Here is an 18,880-nt window from a genome sequence, read left to right on the forward strand (position 1 = left end):
TCGGGGTAACGCCTTCCCCGGATGTTATCCGGGGCTAGTGATGTAAGCCTTTCAGGCTTTGGGTGGTTGGTAGAGATCGGCTTTTTGTTATCTTCGGGAGTCATTCAGAAACAAACTCATGAAGAAACTTCTCCTCCTCACAGCCGCTTTCGGGCTGTTGTTTCCGCACGCCCACGCCCAAACCGGCAAACAGAAGATTACCGTGACCGACCTGACCCGCATCCGGCAGGTTGGGGGCGTCAAAACCTCACCCGATGGTAAACACGCGGTTTATACACTGACGACGATTGAACCGGATGCCGAGAAAAAAGACGAATACGAGTATAAGACCCATATCTTCCTAACCGGCTTAAAGCCCGGTGATCCAAAACCGCTGACCAACGGCAGCGAAAGCGCCCGGCAGCCCGACTGGTCGCCCGATGGCAAGTCGATTGCGTTTGCGCGGACGGTGAAAGGTAAATCGCAGATTTTTGTGATGCCGCTCGATGGGGGCGAAGCCTGGCAGTTGACCAAACTGAGCTACGGGGCCTCCAGTCCGCAATGGTCGCCGGATGGCAAACGGATTCTGTTTACAGCGAGTGCTTCGTTGTCCGACATTCTGAAAGACTCGCTGCTGAACCGGGGGAAAACCGTACCGGCCTGGTCGTTGGAAAAACCGGGTTTTGCTACCAATGAATTTATCAAACCGGACAAAACCGTGAAGGCGAATCCCGACGGATCGTTGGCCGAAATCCGGGCCTATCTGAACAAGGATGTGGAGGATAAAAAAGCAAAAGTCATCAACCGGCTCAATTTTCAGGGCGAATCGACCACCGAACCCGAGTTGAGTTTTACGCACCTGTATGCGGTCGAGGTTAAGGAGAATGCGACGCCGAAACCGTTGACGCACGGTTTTTATTCGTTTCAGGCCCCGGTCTGGATGCCCGACGGGCAGGGTATTCTGGCCGTAACCGACCGCGACACGCTCCGGCACCCCGACCGTGAGCAGGATGCCGCGCTGATCTGGCTGGCCGCCGATGGGTCGGGCAAACGGATCAGCCTGTTGTCGGAAGCCGGGAAAACGTATTTCTCGCCCTCGGTTTCGCCCGATGGTCGCCAGTTGGTTTTGCTGACCAATTCGGCGCAGGGCGTTAATGCCGGGCAGCTTGCCATGGCCGCCCTGAACGGTACGTCGGTTTCTGATTTAAAGGTGGTTGCCTTCGACCGGGCGGCCGGCAACCTGAAATGGGGAGCGGTGTCGGTGGCGGGTTCGAAAAAGAGAAAAGGCACCTCAACAACAGCTTATGCGGTATTTTTTACGGCCTCATCGAACGGTGGGGTGCCGCTCTACCGGCTTGACCCGGCTACGAAGCAGGTGACGCAACTGTCGGATTTTGACAGTGGAATCAGTGCGTTCGATCTGGCGGGCGATCAGATGGTGTTTGCCAAAACCGCCGTCGCCAATCCATCGGAACTGTACATGGCAGCTTATACGGGTGCTACGACGCAAAAACCGCTTACCGCCAATGCGGTTAAACTGAGCAATCACAACGACTGGGTGGCCGGAAAAGCGTTGAGTTTTCCGGAAAAACGGACCTATAAAAATTCGAAAGGGCAGACGGTCGAGTACTGGATTATGAAGCCCACGGCAGTGGCCGCAAACGAAGCGTCCGCTTCCACGAAAAGATACCCCTTACTGCTCAACATGCACGGTGGTCCGACGGCGATGTGGGGACCCGGCGAAGCGTCGATGTGGCACGAATTTCAGTATTTCTGTTCGCAGGGCTACGGCGTAGTGTATGCCAATCCACGGGGATCGGGCGGCTACGGGATTGATTTTCAACGCGCCAACGTCAAAGACTGGGGGACCGGCCCGACTGAAGACGTGCTGGCAGCCGCGACCGATGCCGCCAGGGAAGCCTGGGTCGATACGAGTCGGCAGGTGATTACGGGCGGTTCGTATGCGGGCTATCTGACGGCCTGGATTGTGGCCCACGACAACCGTTTCAAGGCGGCTTTTTCGCAGCGCGGGGTGTATGACCTCACGACCTTCATGGGCGAAGGCAATGCGTGGCGGCTGGTTCCGAACTATTTCGGGGGCTATCCGTGGCAAAAGCAGGTTGCAGAAACGCTGGAAGCCAATTCGCCGTACACGTTTGTCGAAAACATCAAAACGCCCCTGTTGATCAAACACGGTGAAAACGATCTGCGGACGGGCGTCATCCAGAGTGAAATGCTTTACAAGAGTCTGAAAATACTGGGTCGCCCGGTCGAATACGTTCGAATGCCCGGCGGTACGCACGAGATGAGCCGAACCGGAAACGTTCGGCAGCGGATTGACCGGATGCTGCGGATTTACGAGTTCTTCGAGCGGTATATCGGCGAAAAGAACAACCGGCAATAGATAGGAGCGCGGATTGAACGGATGCAGCGGATTGAAACAGATTTTATCCGTGGAAATCCGTTGCATCCGTTCAATCCGCGTTCCTATCTATTGGATTTTAAGGAGAAATAATTTTACGTTACCAATGGTTACATTTGGCAAATGATATTTTTTTGAAAATTTTGTACGTATATACTTAAAAAAGTGACAATTTAATTTGGCAAATATATTGTTTTGCTTACTTTTGGTATATCGACAAACCACAGTGACTTCTTTCTTTCTATAGGGCAATCCGCTGGCCGCACTACCGGAAAGCCCTGACCGGATCAAGCATTTCCTGCATGGAGCAGGGAGGGTCCGGGTTCACTGCCTGAGCAATTCAGCGCAGCTCGATCATTCCGTTTAGCCTTAATCAAACCAATTACCGACAATCTGGCCGGCACGGTTTTGCTTTGTCCATTCGGACCAAAACAGCACCAGAAAGTTCGGACAAAGCACTGAATCCAGAGCCAATCCGAATTGTCAGTCATTGTCATGCGCCCGGTTGCGGAGGGCGGTTCGGCGAAGCGGCCAGTGTCCGGCCGTCCAACGCTCCGGGTTTGCATGACAGTGGACGCGTTCAACTATCCATCTTTAATGCACTTTGTTAACCTAGCTAATTATGAGGAAAACGCTACTATTACTAGTAGGGATGATCTGGTTGTCGGTAGTGGTTGCTACGGCCCAGACACGTACGCTTACCGGTACCATTCTGGCGGCAGAAGAAGGACCTCTCCCCGGGGCCAATGTCGTCGTGAAAGGCAGTACGACCGGAACGACCACCGACAATGAGGGCAAGTTCACCCTGAAAGTTCCCTCCGAAAACGCAACCATTATCATTAGCTCCATCGGTTTTCTGACCGAAGAAATCGCCATCGGCAATCGCTCTACGCTTGATTTAACCCTTAAAACGGACGTCAAATCGCTGTCTGAGGTCGTTGTAACGGCTTTTGGGGTGGAGAAAGAAGTGAAATCACTCGGCTACGGGGTGCAGGAAATCAAAGGTACGGCACTCACCGAAGCGCGTTCATCCAACGTCGTCAACGCCTTGTCCGGTAAAGTGGCCGGTTTGCGGGTTAGCTCCAACGGCGGTCCGGGCAGCGGTTCCACCATCCAGATTCGGGGTGCCTCATCGGTTTCGGGTAATAACCAGCCGCTGATTGTGGTCGATGGCGTACCGATTCAGCAATCCTTCGATAAAACGTACGGTTCCGGAATTTCCGAAGTCAATCCGGATAACATCAAGGAAATGAGTATTTTGAAAGGCCCGAATGCGGCTGCTCTCTATGGCTCACGGGCGGCTAACGGGGTCATTCTGATTACGACCAAAAATGGATCGGGAACAAAAGGCATCGGTGTTGAAATCAACTCCAACGTCACGTTCGAACGCCCGTGGATCAAACCCCAATTCCAGAACACATACGGTGGGGGAAATGGCTACCGCACCTGGTATAACGACGGTTGGTCGGGTGCCATTACTGATCCACTCGAAATTCAGCAATACCGGGCGGCTTATCCAACGGCTCCCCTGACCGGCACCGAAGGTACCGACGAAAGCTGGGGCGGCCCGATGGACGGTCGGCTGGTTCGGCACTGGTGGTCGGGCAAGGAAGTGGCTCCGCTGACACCCAACCCCAACAATTGGGAAGATTTTTGGCAAACCGGCCAGACCATTACGAACAGCGTCGCGGTTTCGGGCGGGAATGACAAAGGAAGCTTCCGTTTGTCGGCCGGTCGGCTCGATCAAAAAGGACTGATTTACTACAACGACTTCTACCGGAATAACTTCAAATTTAATTCCGCCTATAACTTCACCCCGGCATTTAGTGCAACGGTTTCGGCGGAATACATCAAATCGGGTGGTAACCGGAGCTACAGCAGCGGTCAGGAGTTTATCTGGGCACACCGGCAAACGGATTACACCAAATTACGCAACTGGCGGGATTACACCGATGTTCACATCCAGCGGGCCCTTCCCGGCAAACCCGCCGATACCGATCCCCCGAACTGGCAGCACACGTTCTTCACCAATCCGTATTATTCTTCGGAGTTGCTGCCGTCTAACAACGAAAAAGACCGGCTGGTGGGCAACATCGCGCTGAACTACAAAATCCTGCCGTCGCTGAGTCTGATGGTCCGGAGTGGAACCGACGTCTGGACCGATACGCGGATCAGTGTCAACAATTTCGAGCGGGTTCGGAACGGAAACCGGACGCCCGGTGCTTTCACGGAAGAAATTCTGCGTCGCCAGGAAACCAACCACGACGCCATCCTGACGTTCAACAAAGCCCTGAATTCGGATTTTTCGACCAATATTCAGGTCGGTGCGATCTCCCGGACAAACTATTACAAACGCAATTCGCTCGCCGTGGGTGAACTGGTGGTCGACGGGCTCTACAATGCCTCCAACGCCAACCCCAGCCGGAACACGGCTCAGAGCGCGATTGAAAAGTCGCAGGTCAACAGCGTATTCGGATCGCTGGAAGTAAGCTACAAAAACGCGCTCTTTCTGAACGCCACGGCCCGCAACGACTGGTCGAGCACGCTACCCTCAAACAACCGCTCGTATTTCTACCCGTCCATCTCGGGGAGTGCGGTGATCACCGATCTTCTGAATGTGCAGAGCAATATTATTTCGTTCGGTAAGATTCGGGCAAGCTGGGCGCAGGTTGGAAACGATGCGTTGCCCTACCAGTTGCTGCAAACGTTCCGAGCCGGAACTTCCTGGGCGGGATCGACGCCGGAGTTTTACGAAAACACCCAGATTGCCAACTCCACGCTGCGGCCGGAAATTACGACCGGAACCGAGCTGGGGCTTGACGTCCGCTTCCTGAAAGGTCGGATTGGCCTGGACGTAACGTATTACGATCAGCTCTCCCGCGATCAGATTCTGGCCGTTGAGATCTCGAAATCAAGCGGTTACAACTCCCGCGTCTTGAACGCCGGTAAAATCTCCAACAAAGGTCTTGAAGTGGTGCTGACCGGTACGCCCGTCAAAACCGCCACCGGTTTTAGCTGGGAAACGACCCTGAACTTCTCCCGCAACCGCAACAAAGTGCTGGAACTGGCCGAAGGGCTGACGACCTACACCCTGGCCACCCGGCAGGGATTGATCACGGAAGCGCGGGTAGGACAGCCGTACGGCAGCTTCTTCGGAACCGGGTTTGAAAAAGCCCCCGATGGACAGCGGATTTACAATGCCAATGGCTTGCCGGTAATTTCGACCACGCCCCGCACGCTGGGCAACGTGCAGCCAAAATGGACGGGTGGCTGGTTGAATAGCCTGACCTTTAAAGGCTTCTCGGTTTCGGCCCTGGTGGATGTGAAATGGGGTGGTGACTTCTTCGACGAAGGCACCGGAACCGCCCGCTGGACGGGTCAGTACGAAGAAACGGCCGTGGGTCGCGAAGAAGGGGTGATTGGCAAAGGCGTCTACAACGCCGGAACGGCCGAAGCACCGAACTACGTCCCCAACACGGTGATTGTACCGGCTAGAACCCTCATTGCTTACAACAACCCGCGCAGCTACCACGAAGCGTCGATTTACGACGGCAGCTACATCAAACTCCGCGAAGCTACGATTGGCTACCAGCTACCGGCGGGTTTCCTGAACCGGGTCAAAATCCGCTCGGCCAAGATCTCTCTGGTGGGCCGCAACCTGGCGATGCTGTTCAAAAACACCACCCACGTCGATCCTGAAGTGGACCGGTTCGGGGCTAACCAGCAGGGCTTTGCCTACGGCGAATTGCCCAGCTCGCGCAGCATCGGTGCCAACCTGAGTCTGTCATTTTAATTCCGACCAAACGATTTGACTATGAAGATCATAAAAGCACTTTTTGTGAGTATCGGTTTGATGACGCTGGCGGGTTCCTGCACGTCGGAGTTTGACGAAATGAACGTCAGCCCGAACGATCCGACCGCCATCAGCCCCCAGTATCTGTTGCCCTATGCCCTCGAAGCGTCCGTTGATCGCTATTGGGGCGTCCGGACCCGTTTCGAGCGTTTGAATCTGGATGGGGCCATGTGCTGGATGCAGTATCTGACCCGCAACATCTACTCGAACGAGGGAGATAACTACGAAGTTTCGGTTGGTTTTTACACCAACAACTGGAAGGGATTTTTCAACGACGCTCAGGTAAACTACCAGCGGATTATTACGCTGGCCGGGCCGGGCGGCAAATTCGAAAATGCCAATTACGAAGGCGTGGCGCTGGTGATGCGGTCGTGGGTATTTTCGTTGCTGGCCGATGTCTACGGCCCCATTCCGTATACCGAAGCGCTGAAAGGCACGGCTGAATCGCCGAACTACACGCCGGTTTATGATCCGGTCGAAACGGTGTATGCCGGTTTGCTGAAAGACCTGAAAACCGCCAACGAAAAGTTGAGCGTGACGGGCCCGGGCATTGCCGGTGATATTCTGTACGGTGGTGATATTCTGAAATGGAAGAAGTTTGCCAACTCACTGCGGTTGCGGCTGGCAAACCGTCAGGCCGTGAAAAAATCGGCGGAGTCGAAAGCCGTTATGGCCGAGATTCTGGGTAATGCAACGACGTATCCGGTTTTTACGAGCAACGCCGACAACGCCAAACTGACTAACTCCGCCGTATTGCCCAGCAACAACGAGTGGCACCAGGTGATGATTCAGGACGGCCGGACCGACTGGAACATCAGCAAAACACTGGCCGACCGGCTGAATGAACTGGGTGACAGCCGGATTACGGTCTATGCCCAGCCCAACAAAGCCGGAAAATACGAAGGTCATGCCAACGGATTGCCCGATGCGGTTGCTACGGCTTATCTTGGAACGAGTTCCTTACTGGGAACGTACTTTACGGCCCCGACGGCTCCGGCCGTCATCATGACATTTTCGGAACTGAACCTGATTCTGGCCGAAGCCGCTGCGGATGGCGACATCACGGGCAGTGCACAGACGTATCTGGAAAAAGGCATCACCGCTTCCTTCGAACAATACGGCTTGACGGTACCCGCCGGGTATCTGGCCAAAGTAGGAACCGCTACCAAAACGACCATCATGGAGCAGAAATGGATTTCGTTGTTCGGACAAGCCATCGAAGCCTGGACGGAATACCGCCGGACGGGATTGCCGGTGCTGCCTGCGAAAGATTCCCGGTCGGTTTTCTCGAACGATGGCGTTTTGCCAACCCGCCTGAAATACCCCACTTCGGAGTATTCCCTGAACAAAGTGAGTCTGGATAAAGGCATATCCCTGCTCGGTGGAGCGGATGATATGAAGTCTAAATTGTGGTGGGTTGAGAAATAATTATAATTAACCATGAAGATGCGTATGAAGAGCTATAAATACCTTATTTTAAGTGGCTTAACGGTCGTGAGCAGCCTGCTCGCCGGGTGTGAAAGAACGGAAGATCCCTTTGTCGATCGCGTCGTTGCGCCGGTTTTGGTGCTGGTCGATGGGGCCTCCGACGGCGGTGGACAAACCGCCGAACCGGTGGTGACGCAGAAAATCACCGCACCGGTCGTGATGACCGTGAAAATTCTGGAACTGGACAAAAGCGGTATTCTGGACTATAAGGTGGGCATCGACTCCATTCCGGTAGCGTCATTAACTGTCAAGCTGATGAAACGGGAGGTGAAAGGCACGGCGACCGTCATGACGGCGATTGCCGATCTGAAAACCGATGCCACCGGAAAGGCCACTTTAACCAAAACCTGGGCGGAACTCGGTATTGCAGCGCCCGCCGTCGGCAGCAGTGTGTCGCTGACCTGGACGGGCGAATACAAAGGCCAGGCGTTTTCCCGGTTGTCGCGGGTTCAAGGGGTAAATTAAACGAAAACAAATATCTAACCACTTCTTTATTATGTCTCTTAATCGTCGTGAATGGCTCCGGTCCGGATTGCTCGCGGGTGTCGGTTTAGCCGCAGCCCCGGCCGCGTATTGTGAACCCTGGCTGGACAAGGCTGCACCAGCCGGTGCCTTACCGCCAACGGCTCCCAAAGGTGCGCTAAAAGCACGTCTGTCGGCCAACGAAAATCCGTATGGTCCATCGCCAAAGGCGTTGAAAGCGATTAACGAAGCCGCTTCGGATGGCTTTTTGTATCCGTTTTCTTACGGCGCGCAATTGCAGAAAATGATTGCGGATGAGGAAGGGGTGGCACCGGAGCAAATTCTGCTTTCGGCGGGTTCGGGCGCACTGCTGCACGCAACGGCTTTGCAGTATGCCTATGCCAGTCCGGGCAGCAGCGTTCTGTCGGCCGACCCTACCTACGAACAACTCGTTCGGGCGGCTGTGATGCACGGCATGACGTGGGACAAAGTACCCCTGACCAGCGGTTCATACGACCACAATCTGGAAGAAATGGAGAAGAAGGTCAACGACAAAACCGGTCTGGTATACATCTGTAACCCCAACAACCCGACGGGCGTTACGATCAATCCGGAAAGCCTGCGGGCGTTTGTGGACCGCGTTTCGGCGAAAAAACCGGTATTTGTGGATGAAGCCTACATTCATTACACCGGCGATCCGAAGAAGTACACGGTGATCGAAAACATCAAAAAAGGCCAGAATGTAATGGTGGCCAAGACGTTCTCGAAAATCTACGGCATGGCCGGTTTGCGGATGGGATACATGGTGGGCCAGCCGGATACACTGAAAGCCATCTCGAAGTGGGGCGGAGGAGCCGGTAACCTGAGCATGACCACGTTGCGGGCTGCGCTGGCGTGTTACAAAGACGAAGAATTTATCAAATATTCACTGGGCAAAGGACTGGAAGCCCGTGAGTTTTTGTATGCCACGCTGAAGCAGAACGGCTACACTTACCTGCCATCCGGCACCAACTTCGTGTTGTTCCCGATCCGGATGAAGGGCGACGATTTCACCAAGAAAATGATGGAAAATGGCGTGAGCGTTCGGCAGTGGAAATTTGACGGTCAGTTCTGGTGCCGTGTGAGCCTCGGGACGATGGATCAAATGAAATACTTCGCCGATGCGCTGAAAGTTATTTCGTAAGTCCTCACGGACTTTCGTACCATGAAATCGCTTCCGAAGGCTTACCTTTGGGAGCGATTTCTATATAACCACCTATGTCCGTTCACATTTCATCTCTGGCCGAAAGCTTGCCGGCTTTTCTAAAGCAGCACAATTATTCGGCCATTGCGGTTCTGGCCGATGCAAATACGAAGCGTCTTTGCTATCCGGCGATAAAAAATTTTTTACCGAAACATAAGATTATTACGGTTCGGGCGGGGGAAGAATTCAAGAATTTAGCGACTTGCGAAACCGTTTGGCAGGCCCTGACGGACGCCCAATTTGACCGTCACGCCCTGCTGATTGATCTCGGAGGGGGCGTAATTGGGGATTTAGGCGGTTTTTGTGCCGCTACCTACAAGCGGGGCATCGATTTTATTCAGATTCCGACCACCTTATTGTCGCAGGTGGATGCGAGTGTGGGCGGAAAGTTAGGTATTGACTTTCACGGATTTAAAAACCATATTGGGGTCTTCAAACTACCGGAAACCGTTCTGATCGACACCATTTTCTTTCAAACCTTACCGGAGTTGGAGTTGCGGTCGGGTTTTGCCGAAATCATCAAACATTGTCTGATTGCCGACGCGGCCAAGTGGAACGTCATTCGTCGCCGGGATCTGCACCAGCAGGACTGGAATGATCTGGTGGCGCATTCGGTGGGCGTGAAAAAAAATATTGTCGGGCAAGATCCAAACGAGAAGGGAATCCGTAAAGTATTAAACTTCGGTCACACGCTGGGACATGCGCTCGAAACCCATTTCCTGGCCGATCCCAAACGCCGGTTGCTGCATGGCGAAGCCATTGCCGCCGGAATGATTGCCGAAGCTTTTATTGCCAAACGCAAAGGGCTGATCGAAACCGGGTTGCTGGAACAGATTGAAGAGTACCTGTTTTCCATCTACGGCCGGGTCAAACTGACGGATGCCGACCTGGAGCCGGTGTTGAAGCTGACGTTGCAGGACAAGAAAAACCGCAACGGCGAGGTTCGGATGGCCTTGCTGGACGGACCGGGAAGTTGCACCTACGATGTGCTGGTGACGAAAGCAGAAATGCGCCGGGCATTGGATTACTATCGAACCTAAACTAGTCTGTAAGCAGGGCCGTTCACGCGGTTTTTTGAACCTTATAGCTAGACACTTACTATACCAATAGTACCATTCATTTTTAACCAGTTTGTCTATACGATTCAAATTTACAACCCTGTTAAACAGTCCGTTTATGAAACATTTTATCGGCGTTCTTGTGTTACTGGCTGTGGTTTCGCTGGCCGGATGCATGCCTGGGAAATTATTCGTTGAGCACGATTACAGCTACGAAGGGCATTTTAAAAACTATGAATCTTTTAACTTTCTGGAATGTGAGTACATCGACTCTACTCTGCTCTGCTCGGACATCCAGGAAGCCATTCGTCACCAGATGGAAGCACGGGGCTATAAAGTGGCCAACCGGGGTCCCAATTTGCTGATTTCCTACAACATTTTCCGCAACGACCTGCGTTTCAGAGGCTACCAGCAACCGGTTATCAAGGATTGGGTGGTGAGTGAAGACGGCGACGCAACGTACAAGCGCATCGACTACAACCTCGACGAAGGAACGCTGATGATTTCATTGATCGATGCCGATACCTATCAGGTCATCTGGAAAGGGTACGCGTCGAGGGTAACCCGAAATCCGAACTTCAAGAATAATTATTTCAAGGGCATTGTCCGATCCATCTTCGATCAGTATCCGCTGATGGCGTCTGCCCGAAAGTGAAGTAAGAGTTAACTAGTGAAAATTGAATAATGAATATTGAACGCTGAATAGCGAATAACGAAATAAGGAGGCAACGCCACTTCGTTATTCGCTATTCAGCGTTCAGTATTCGTTATTGATTGGTCGGTGTTGTCAACTGTTTAAACACCCCCTCCAGATTGCTTTCCTGCTGTTTCAGGCCGACGAGGGTCAGGTTTTTATCGGCGGCTAACCGGAAAACAGCCGCTCGCAGGTCGCTGTCTTGGTGGGCCGTCAGCCGATAGCGGTTTTCGCCCAGTGCCTCGATGCGCAGAATACCGGGAAGCGTGTTCAGGACCGAAACATCCTCCAGATCCCGCTCGAATTCGGCCACGACGGCGACCGAACCGTCGGATGTTTCCCGCAACTGACTCAATTGCCCATCTGCCACAATCCGGCCCCGGTTGATGATGATGACCCGCTCGCAGAGGGCTTCGACTTCCTGCATGATGTGGGTTGAAAACAACACGGTTTTTTCGCGGCCCACTTCCCGGATCACCTGGCGGATTTCCGTAAGCTGATTGGGGTCGAGTCCCGTGGTGGGTTCGTCCAGAATCAGAACGGGCGGGTTGTGAATCAGCGCCTGCGCCAGCCCGACGCGCTGCCGGTAGCCTTTCGACAACTGGCCGATTTTCTTGCGTTGCTCCAGTTCCAGCCCCACCAGCCCGATCATTTCCGTCACCCGCTGGTTCAATACAGAACCCCGCAAACCGTGGAGCGATCCCGCGAAGTGCAGAAACTCCTTCACGTACATGTCGAGGTAGAGCGGATTATGCTCCGGCAGATAGCCCAAACTTCGCCGTACATCGATTGAATTCGTTCGAACGTCAAAACCATTCACGACAACCGTGCCTTCGGTAGGGGGCAGATACGCTGTCGCAATTTTCATCGTCGTGGACTTGCCTGCCCCATTGGGTCCCAGAAATCCCACGATCTCACCCGGCTGAACGGAAAAGGAAATCTCATCGACCGCGCGCTGGGCCGCTTCGCCGGTTCGGGCGTAGAGTTTGGTCAGGTTTTGTACCAGAATAGACATCGGTCAATACAAAAATGCAAAGAGACAGCGTGCAAGGTAAAAAAACAATGCGAAGTCCCTCTATTAACGGCGATTTTGGAAAACCGCTTTTAATACCAAAAACAATTTTTATTTTTAGCCTTCCGTTCAACCTGAAACGGGTTGAAACAACTGCAATGAGAACGAAGTACATCGGCATGGTAGTGGGTTGCCTGATGGCCATCAGTACCTGGGCGCAGCGACCGGCGACCCAAAGTCCCGCACTGGAACACATCGATATTCTCAGTCATCCGCCGGATGTCCTCACCAACTGTGACAGTGCCCAAACGCAGACGGAGATGAATTTATGCGCCCAGATGCGGTTTCAGAAAGCCGACCACGAATTGAATGCCGTTTACAAACAGTTGATTGGGCTGGTTTCGAAAGACGAGAAAGCCATCGTGATGGAAGCCCAGCGGCAGTGGATCGTTTACCGCGATGCCCACTGCAAGATTTACGAGAAAATGTACGAAGGTGGTTCCGCGTTGCTGATGGTGATTGCCAATTGCAAGGAAGCCACCACCCTGAGCCGGATTACCGAATTAAAAGAACTAGTAGCCGAACGAAAACTTAGACAATAGACGCCAGCCTTATGAGTGACTCTGTATTCCGGAAAAAATCGGTTGTAAAAGCCATCGCCGATGTGGACGAAGGGCATGCGTCACACATGAACAAGGTGCTGGGCGTCCGCGACCTGACTTCGTTTGGAATTGCGGCCATCATTGGAGCCGGTATTTTCAGCACCATCGGACGGGCCAGTGTCAACGGCGGTCCGGCGGTTTCGCTGCTGTTTGTCTTTACGGCCATTGCCTGCGTCTTTACGGCCCTCAGTTACGCCCAGTTTGCCTCCACCGTGCCGGTCAGTGGAAGTGCGTATACCTACGCGTACGTGTCGTTTGGGGAGATTTTCGCCTGGATCATCGGTTGGGCGCTCATTCTGGAATATGCCGTCAGCAACATGGTTGTAGCTATTTCATGGTCCGAATATTTTACGTCGATGCTCGAAGGGTTCGGAGTCCATTTTCCGTCGTATTGGGCAACTGACTACGGATCGGCGGCCAAAGCCTATGCGCTCGTGCAGGCCAGTGCTGCCCCCGCCACTCTCCCCGAGAATACGCGGGAACTGGCGCAGGCTTTTCAGGATGCTCCGGCACTCGGAAGTTTGAAATTCATTGCCGACTTGCCCGCTGGTTTTGTCACGGTTTTGATTACGGCTTTGGTCTACGTCGGTATAAAGGAATCCCGGGCTGCCAGCAACCTGCTGGTGGTTCTGAAACTAGCCGTCATCGGCCTGGTCATTGCCGCCGGAGCCTTTTACGTCAAACCGGCGAACTGGTCACCGTTTGCGCCCAATGGCGTTGCGGGGGTGTTAAGCGGAGTGGCTTCGGTGTTCTTTGCCTTCATCGGTTTCGATTCCATCTCGACTACGGCGGAAGAGTGCAAAAATCCGCAGCGCGATTTGCCCCGGGCGATGATTTACTGTCTGATTATCTGTACGGTTTTGTACGTGCTGATTACGCTGGTGTTGACCGGGATGGTAAATTATAAGGAACTGGGCGTCGATGATCCACTGGCGTATGTTTTCCAGAAAGTGGGACTCGACGCGATTGCGGGGGTGATTTCGGTTAGTGCCGTTGTTGCCATCACCAGCGCGTTGCTGGTGTATCAACTGGGCCAGCCCCGCATTTGGATGACCATGAGCCGCGACGGTTTGCTGTGGCCGCGTTTCTCCAAAATTCATCCGCGCTACCGGACGCCTTCGTTTGCCACCATCGTAACCGGTTTTCTGGTTGCCATTCCGTCGTTGTTTCTGGATATGCAATTTTTTATCGACCTCACGAGTGTCGGAACCTTCTTTGCTTTTATCCTGGTTTGCGCCGGTATTTTGTTTCTGGACGCCAAGGGCCTTTCCAAACATTCTAAATTCAAAGTGCCTTATATTAACGGCAAATACATCGTCGGCCTGGCGCTGGTCGTAGCGATGGTGCTGGTTTTGCGGGCGGGCGGTCTGTTGAGTGGGATTCAGGAAAAACCGTTGCTGGCGTTTTTCTGGCTTACCTGGGCGCTGTTTTCTGTCCTCTCGTTTCGGTACAATTTTTCCCTCCTCCCGGTTTTGGGCATTCTGACCAACCTCTATCTGATGACCGAACTGGGCATCAGCAACTGGGCCATTTTTGTGGTTTGGCTGGTCATCGGTCTGGTAATCTACTTTTCGTACGGCTACCGGAAAAGCAAACTGGCTGCCGAAACCGCTTCGTAAAGGACGGTTTTCAAACCCTGAATAGAAAAATAATGCAATAATTTATGGATTGATTGTACAGGCAATAATAATTAATACTATCTTGTGACCCGGAAATCGTGGCGGTCTATTAACGGTTTAAGCGGTTTTCCGATTGGAATTAATCTTTACATCTCGCAATAATGCAGAAAGCCTATAGGGTCTCCCTATGGGCTTTTTTATGGCGGGGAACGGGGCTTTTCGCCCCCAACCCCCTAAGGGGGGCTAAAACATCCGGATTTTGAAGCCCCCTTTAGGGGGTTGGGGGCGAAAAGCGGAAGAACTTAACAGCCCCGCCCTTCAGGAGATTTAGGGGCTATTATACAAAAAAAGAGGTGCTACGGTTTCTTCGTAGCACCTCTTCACTAGAAAACAAGGTCGAACTTAGTCGCTCCGGCGACCGCCCATCAACAGGCTGGCGTAATACAGCAGCGTGGCCAGTGAACCGAGTGCGGCTACCACGTAGGTCATGGCCGCCCACCAGAGAGCATCTTTGGCAAAACCGTATTCCCGCTGGTTGACGATGTTCCGGCTTTGCACCCAGGCCAGGGCCCGGCGGCTGGCGTCGAATTCGACGGGCAGCGTGACAAAACTGAACAGCGTCGTCACGGCAAACAACGCTACCCCAACCGCCAGCGGAATGGGAGTGGTGTTGATCAGTAAAATACCGATCAGGATGATCCATTGCAGGTAACTCGACGAAACCGTCAGGAACGGCACCATTGCCGAACGGAATTTAAGCGGACCATAAGCCGTCGCGTGTTGCACGGCGTGACCGCATTCGTGAGCTGCCACAGCCGCAGCCGACACGCTTCGCCCGTAGTAGACGTCGGCGCTCAGGTTGACGGTTTTGTCCTGCGGGTTATAGTGGTCGGTCAGCATTCCTTCCACCGAGAGGACGCGAACGTCGAAAATGTTGTTTTCGTGGAGCATTCGCTCGGCAATCTCCTTGCCACTCAGACCATTGCTCAGTCCGATTTGTGAATACTCGTTAAACTTGCTCCGCAGACGCCAGCTAATACCGGCACTCAGGAGAGCGAAAATGATGAAAATAATCCAGATTCCAGGCATAATTCAACAAAGACCGGGGTCGCCGGTGCGATTAAGAGTACGTGGTTAAACGGTAGTGTGGATCACTATACTAACTTAACAAATATCACCAAAAAAACGGTTCATTGTTTATCAATACCTGCAACCGTTGATCACGGTTTTGGGAAAATCATCCCTGCGACGGATAGGCGTTGCGGATTTTTTCAATGAGTGCCGTGGTGGAATAACCCGCCACGAGCGGAATGGTTTGCACCCGGCCGCCGTTTTCCAGCACAAAATCGGCACCCACGATGGCACTGACGGCGTAGTCGTCGCCTTTGACCAGCACATCCGGTTTCAACGCCTGAATCAAGTCAAGCGGTGTGGGCTCGCCGAAGAGGACAACCGCATCGACAAACGCCAGCGAAGCCATCAGCCGGGCGCGGGCGTATTCGTTGATAACGGGGCGCAGCGGCCCTTTGATGCAACTGACGGACGCATCGGTATTCAAACCCAGAATCAATTTGTCGCCGAATTGACGGGCTTTTTCCAGGTAATCGACATGACCCAGGTGCAAAATATCGAAACAGCCGTTGGTAAAAACCAGTTGCCGGCCCTCAGCGTGCCACTGTTCGGCTAACGCAACGGCCTGATCCCGGCTGAGGATTTTGGATTCGGTCATTTTGTTTTAAACGGTTGAAGGATGGTTGGATGGTTAAAATGGTTGAATGGTTAAAATGGTTGAATGGCTTGTTTTTAAACAACCATTTTTAACCATCCAACCATCCTTCAACCGTTTAACCATTCTTTATTTTATCATCACTCCGCCCCAACTACCTGTTGCGGATTTCGGCCTTTCAGCATCACAATCAGGAAACTCAGTGCACCCAGCACCACGACGTAGAACCACTGTGTGAATAGCATCAGCGTGGCCAGCGTGGCCCCATCCTGATTGCTGATCCCGTAAAGCGCCAAGGCCGCCCCGACCAGAATGTTGAACGTTCCGGCACCGCCCTGAACGGGAGCGGCCATTCCCAACGCACCCATGATCAGAATCGTCAGACCCGCGCGCCAACCGAGGTCGGCGGTTTGGGGCATGGCCGAAAACAGCACGAACGACATGAAATAGTACATTGTCCAGATCAACACCGTGTGAAAAATGAATGCCCAGGGGTTTTTCAACTTGCGGACACTCAGCAAGCCTTCGAGCAGGCCGACCACAAACTTTTCAACGCGTTGGTAGAACGGTTTCTGGCGGAGCACTTCCTTGTAACGGGTGTAGAAAAACCAGATCATCACCGCAAAACCAAGTAGACAGCCAACCAGAATGACCAGCAACCAGGTGTTGTCGCGCAGACCGGCCATGTTGAATTTAGATGCGAAAAAGTCCATCAGGAACGTGCTGAGCCGGTTGAATTCGATCAAAAACGTAGCACCGAGGAGGAGAAACAGCACCACGACATCGATAATCCGCTCGGCCACAACGGTACCGAAACTGACATTGACGGGAACGCCTTCCAGCCGGTTGAGCGTGCCGCAGCGGGTCACTTCGCCCATGCGCGGAACCACCAGATTGGCAAAATAACCGGTTAGAACGCCGAGAGTCGTGTTGACAATCGCGGGTCGGTAGCCCACCACCGGTTCCAACAGCAGACTCCAGCGATAGGCCCGGCTCCAGTGGGCCACCACCGTCAGCAAGCCCGACACGGCAATCCAGGTGTAGTCGGCTTTGCTGAACGCGTCGAACATGGCCGCCCGGTCGATGTCCTTGAACACGTACCAGAGCAATCCGGCGGCAATGCTGAGCGAAATGCCGTATTTTAGAATGTTTTTCAAGACGATTGGATGGTTTGATGGCTGAAGGATGGTTGAAAAATGGTTTGATGGTTAAAAATGGTTAAATGGTTTTTAATGGTTAAATATGGTTAGATGGTTAAAATTAAGGTAAGCCATTCAACCATTTTTAACCATCCTTCAACCATCAAAACCATTTAAACCAGGTGATTATTGTTGTCGGGAAAAACCACCAGCGGCTTGTAGGTTTTGGCTTCATCGGTGGTCATCATGCCGTAGGCAATAATGATGATGATGTCGCCGACCTGCGCGCGCCGGGCGGCTGCCCCGTTGAGGCAAATAATGCCGGAACCACGTTCTCCCTTGATCACGTAGGTGACCAAACGTTCGCCATTGTTGTTGTTGACAATATGCACCTGCTCATTTTCAAGCAATCCGGCCGCATCCATCAGATCCTCGTCAATGGTAATGCTGCCGACATAATTCAGTTCAGCCTGCGTTACCCGGACCCGGTGGATCTTGGATTTCATTACGGTAATAAACATAGTTGTAGTGACTGCCCGGTTCAAACGGACGGTCAAAAGTAGTGAAAAACCGTCCACCCGAAGCAGTTACCGCAAAAACAGCCCGCGAAAAGAGTTAGTTCAGACGCCGGTTTGTCACAGGATAAGGTTGTCGATCAGCCGGGTTTTCCCCAGATGCGCGGCAATGCACAAGGCCGTTGCGCCCGGTGCCTGGAGTTGTTCAACGGGCTGGAGCGTGTCGGCATTGGCGATTTCGAAATACTCCAGCCGAAAAGCGGGATGGTTCTGTAAATAGCCTTCTACGGCGGTTTTGGCGGTATCAAGTGTGCCGTCGTTGCGCAAAATGTCCTGTGCCTGGGTCAATGCCTGGAAGAGAACGGGGGCTTCCTGCCGTTCGGCGGACGACAGGTTGCGGTTGCGCGACGACATCGCCAGGCCGTCGTCTTCCCGCACGATGGGCATCCGCACCAGTTCCAGTTGAAAACCCAGGTCGCGGATCAGCCGTTTCACCACCGCCACCTGTTGCAGGTCTTTCTGGCCGAAATACGCCCGGTCTGGCTGGATGATGTTGAAGAGCTTGGAAACCACAATGCCGACGCCGTTGAAATGCCCCGGCCGGAAGGCCCCTTCCAGCACGGTTTCGAGTTCGCCAAAATTCAGTTTCATCAGGGGATTGGTCGGGTATATTTCGTCTACTGACGGCGCAAAAACCAGGTCACAACCGGCTTCTTCCAGCAGTTGACAGTCGGCTTCGAGCGTGTGCGGATACCGGGCGAGGTCGTCGGGGTTGTTGAACTGCGTCGGGTTGACGAAGATGCTGCAAACCGTGAGGTCATTCTGGGCTTTACTGGCCTCGACCAGAGTCAGATGTCCCGCATGCAGCGCGCCCATGGTCGGGACCAGCCCGATGGAGTGGACGGTCCGGCGTTGAAAATCAAGTGCTTGCCGTATACCGGCGATGGTTTCGTAGAGTTGCATAGTGACTTTTTAAGAAATTGAGTTGGTCAGCCGCCGGATTTGGCC

15 protein-coding genes are annotated in these 18,880 nt (G+C 53.3%); 9 read left to right on the plus strand and 6 right to left on the minus strand.

Going from position 1 to position 18,880, the window contains the following annotated elements; all coding sequences use genetic code 11:
* Positions 1-118 precede the first annotated feature (118 nt).
* The 7 genes from ACS5NO_RS02020 to ACS5NO_RS02050 all read left to right on the plus strand — a co-directional run bounded on the left by ACS5NO_RS02020 (position 119) and on the right by ACS5NO_RS02050 (position 11,160).
* Complete coding sequence (locus ACS5NO_RS02020; RefSeq protein ID WP_439413604.1) at positions 119-2,383, plus strand: S9 family peptidase; 2,265 nt, start codon at positions 119-121, stop codon at positions 2,381-2,383.
* Positions 2,384-3,023: 640 nt separating this feature from the next.
* Positions 3,024-6,194, plus strand: a complete 3,171-nt coding sequence (locus tag ACS5NO_RS02025; RefSeq protein WP_439413605.1) for a SusC/RagA family TonB-linked outer membrane protein — start codon at positions 3,024-3,026, stop codon at positions 6,192-6,194.
* 21 nt (positions 6,195-6,215) lie between these two features.
* Positions 6,216-7,682 (plus strand): SusD/RagB family nutrient-binding outer membrane lipoprotein, encoded by a 1,467-nt coding sequence (locus ACS5NO_RS02030; RefSeq protein WP_439413606.1) that lies wholly within the window; start codon positions 6,216-6,218, stop codon positions 7,680-7,682.
* 24 nt (positions 7,683-7,706) lie between these two features.
* Positions 7,707-8,207, plus strand: coding sequence for a hypothetical protein (locus ACS5NO_RS02035; RefSeq protein ID WP_439413607.1), 501 nt, complete (start codon positions 7,707-7,709; stop codon positions 8,205-8,207).
* 31 nt (positions 8,208-8,238) lie between these two features.
* The gene (locus tag ACS5NO_RS02040; protein WP_138994981.1) at positions 8,239-9,387 is read left to right on the plus strand and encodes a pyridoxal phosphate-dependent aminotransferase; all 1,149 of its coding nucleotides are present in this window, start codon (positions 8,239-8,241) and stop codon (positions 9,385-9,387) included.
* 74 nt (positions 9,388-9,461) lie between these two features.
* Positions 9,462-10,487 (plus strand): 3-dehydroquinate synthase, encoded by a 1,026-nt coding sequence (aroB, locus tag ACS5NO_RS02045; RefSeq protein WP_439413608.1) that lies wholly within the window; start codon positions 9,462-9,464, stop codon positions 10,485-10,487.
* Between the two features lie 136 nt (positions 10,488-10,623).
* Positions 10,624-11,160 carry a DUF4136 domain-containing protein gene (locus tag ACS5NO_RS02050; RefSeq protein WP_114406811.1) on the plus strand — a complete coding sequence of 179 codons (537 nt, stop codon included), beginning with the start codon at positions 10,624-10,626 and terminating at the stop codon, positions 11,158-11,160.
* A 112-nt stretch (positions 11,161-11,272) separates the two neighbouring features.
* Here ACS5NO_RS02050 and gldA read toward each other — a convergent pair whose 3' ends face one another.
* On the minus strand, positions 11,273-12,214 hold the full coding sequence (gene gldA, locus ACS5NO_RS02055; protein ID WP_439413609.1) for a gliding motility-associated ABC transporter ATP-binding subunit GldA: 942 nt from the start codon (positions 12,212-12,214) through the stop codon (positions 11,273-11,275).
* Positions 12,215-12,369: 155 nt separating this feature from the next.
* Between gldA and ACS5NO_RS02060 the strand changes: the two genes are divergently transcribed.
* Both ACS5NO_RS02060 and ACS5NO_RS02065 read left to right on the plus strand, forming a co-directional pair.
* On the plus strand, positions 12,370-12,813 hold the full coding sequence (locus ACS5NO_RS02060; RefSeq protein WP_439413610.1) for a lysozyme inhibitor LprI family protein: 444 nt from the start codon (positions 12,370-12,372) through the stop codon (positions 12,811-12,813).
* A gap of 11 nt (positions 12,814-12,824) precedes the next feature.
* The gene (locus ACS5NO_RS02065) at positions 12,825-14,492 is read left to right on the plus strand and encodes an amino acid permease (RefSeq protein ID WP_439413611.1); all 1,668 of its coding nucleotides are present in this window, start codon (positions 12,825-12,827) and stop codon (positions 14,490-14,492) included.
* A gap of 402 nt (positions 14,493-14,894) precedes the next feature.
* Here the strand turns inward: ACS5NO_RS02065 and ACS5NO_RS02070 are convergent, their stop codons facing one another.
* The 5 genes from ACS5NO_RS02070 to panC form a co-directional block, all read right to left on the minus strand.
* The gene (locus ACS5NO_RS02070; RefSeq protein WP_439413612.1) at positions 14,895-15,581 is read right to left on the minus strand and encodes a zinc metallopeptidase; all 687 of its coding nucleotides are present in this window, start codon (positions 15,579-15,581) and stop codon (positions 14,895-14,897) included.
* 148 nt (positions 15,582-15,729) lie between these two features.
* On the minus strand, positions 15,730-16,221 hold the full coding sequence (gene rfaE2 / locus ACS5NO_RS02075) for a D-glycero-beta-D-manno-heptose 1-phosphate adenylyltransferase (RefSeq protein ID WP_439413613.1): 492 nt from the start codon (positions 16,219-16,221) through the stop codon (positions 15,730-15,732).
* 137 nt (positions 16,222-16,358) lie between these two features.
* On the minus strand, positions 16,359-17,375 hold the full coding sequence (locus ACS5NO_RS02080; RefSeq protein WP_439413614.1) for a lysylphosphatidylglycerol synthase transmembrane domain-containing protein: 1,017 nt from the start codon (positions 17,373-17,375) through the stop codon (positions 16,359-16,361).
* Positions 17,376-17,530: 155 nt separating this feature from the next.
* The gene (gene panD, locus ACS5NO_RS02085; protein ID WP_114406817.1) at positions 17,531-17,878 is read right to left on the minus strand and encodes an aspartate 1-decarboxylase; all 348 of its coding nucleotides are present in this window, start codon (positions 17,876-17,878) and stop codon (positions 17,531-17,533) included.
* Positions 17,879-17,992: 114 nt separating this feature from the next.
* On the minus strand, positions 17,993-18,835 hold the full coding sequence (panC, locus tag ACS5NO_RS02090; protein ID WP_439413615.1) for a pantoate--beta-alanine ligase: 843 nt from the start codon (positions 18,833-18,835) through the stop codon (positions 17,993-17,995).
* Positions 18,836-18,880 lie beyond the last annotated feature (45 nt).

It is taken from the genome of Larkinella fluvii, assembly GCF_051857545.1.
GTDB lineage: Bacteria > Bacteroidota > Bacteroidia > Cytophagales > Spirosomataceae > Larkinella.

What these genes read in the sequence shown, in the direction of transcription:
- ACS5NO_RS02020 (WP_439413604.1), top strand. Translation starts at nt 119, where the DNA reads ATGAAGAAACTTCTCCTCCTCACAGCCGCTTTCGGGCTGTTGTTTCCG.
- ACS5NO_RS02025 (WP_439413605.1), top strand. Translation starts at nt 3,024, where the DNA reads ATGAGGAAAACGCTACTATTACTAGTAGGGATGATCTGGTTGTCGGTA.
- ACS5NO_RS02030 (WP_439413606.1), top strand. Translation starts at nt 6,216, where the DNA reads ATGAAGATCATAAAAGCACTTTTTGTGAGTATCGGTTTGATGACGCTG.
- ACS5NO_RS02035 (WP_439413607.1), top strand. Translation starts at nt 7,707, where the DNA reads ATGAAGAGCTATAAATACCTTATTTTAAGTGGCTTAACGGTCGTGAGC.
- ACS5NO_RS02040 (WP_138994981.1), top strand. Translation starts at nt 8,239, where the DNA reads ATGTCTCTTAATCGTCGTGAATGGCTCCGGTCCGGATTGCTCGCGGGT.
- aroB (WP_439413608.1), top strand. Translation starts at nt 9,462, where the DNA reads ATGTCCGTTCACATTTCATCTCTGGCCGAAAGCTTGCCGGCTTTTCTA.
- ACS5NO_RS02050 (WP_114406811.1), top strand. Translation starts at nt 10,624, where the DNA reads ATGAAACATTTTATCGGCGTTCTTGTGTTACTGGCTGTGGTTTCGCTG.
- gldA (WP_439413609.1), bottom strand. Translation starts at nt 12,214, where the DNA reads ATGTCTATTCTGGTACAAAACCTGACCAAACTCTACGCCCGAACCGGC.
- ACS5NO_RS02060 (WP_439413610.1), top strand. Translation starts at nt 12,370, where the DNA reads ATGAGAACGAAGTACATCGGCATGGTAGTGGGTTGCCTGATGGCCATC.
- ACS5NO_RS02065 (WP_439413611.1), top strand. Translation starts at nt 12,825, where the DNA reads ATGAGTGACTCTGTATTCCGGAAAAAATCGGTTGTAAAAGCCATCGCC.
- ACS5NO_RS02070 (WP_439413612.1), bottom strand. Translation starts at nt 15,581, where the DNA reads ATGCCTGGAATCTGGATTATTTTCATCATTTTCGCTCTCCTGAGTGCC.
- rfaE2 (WP_439413613.1), bottom strand. Translation starts at nt 16,221, where the DNA reads ATGACCGAATCCAAAATCCTCAGCCGGGATCAGGCCGTTGCGTTAGCC.
- panD (WP_114406817.1), bottom strand. Translation starts at nt 17,878, where the DNA reads ATGTTTATTACCGTAATGAAATCCAAGATCCACCGGGTCCGGGTAACG.
- panC (WP_439413615.1), bottom strand. Translation starts at nt 18,835, where the DNA reads ATGCAACTCTACGAAACCATCGCCGGTATACGGCAAGCACTTGATTTT.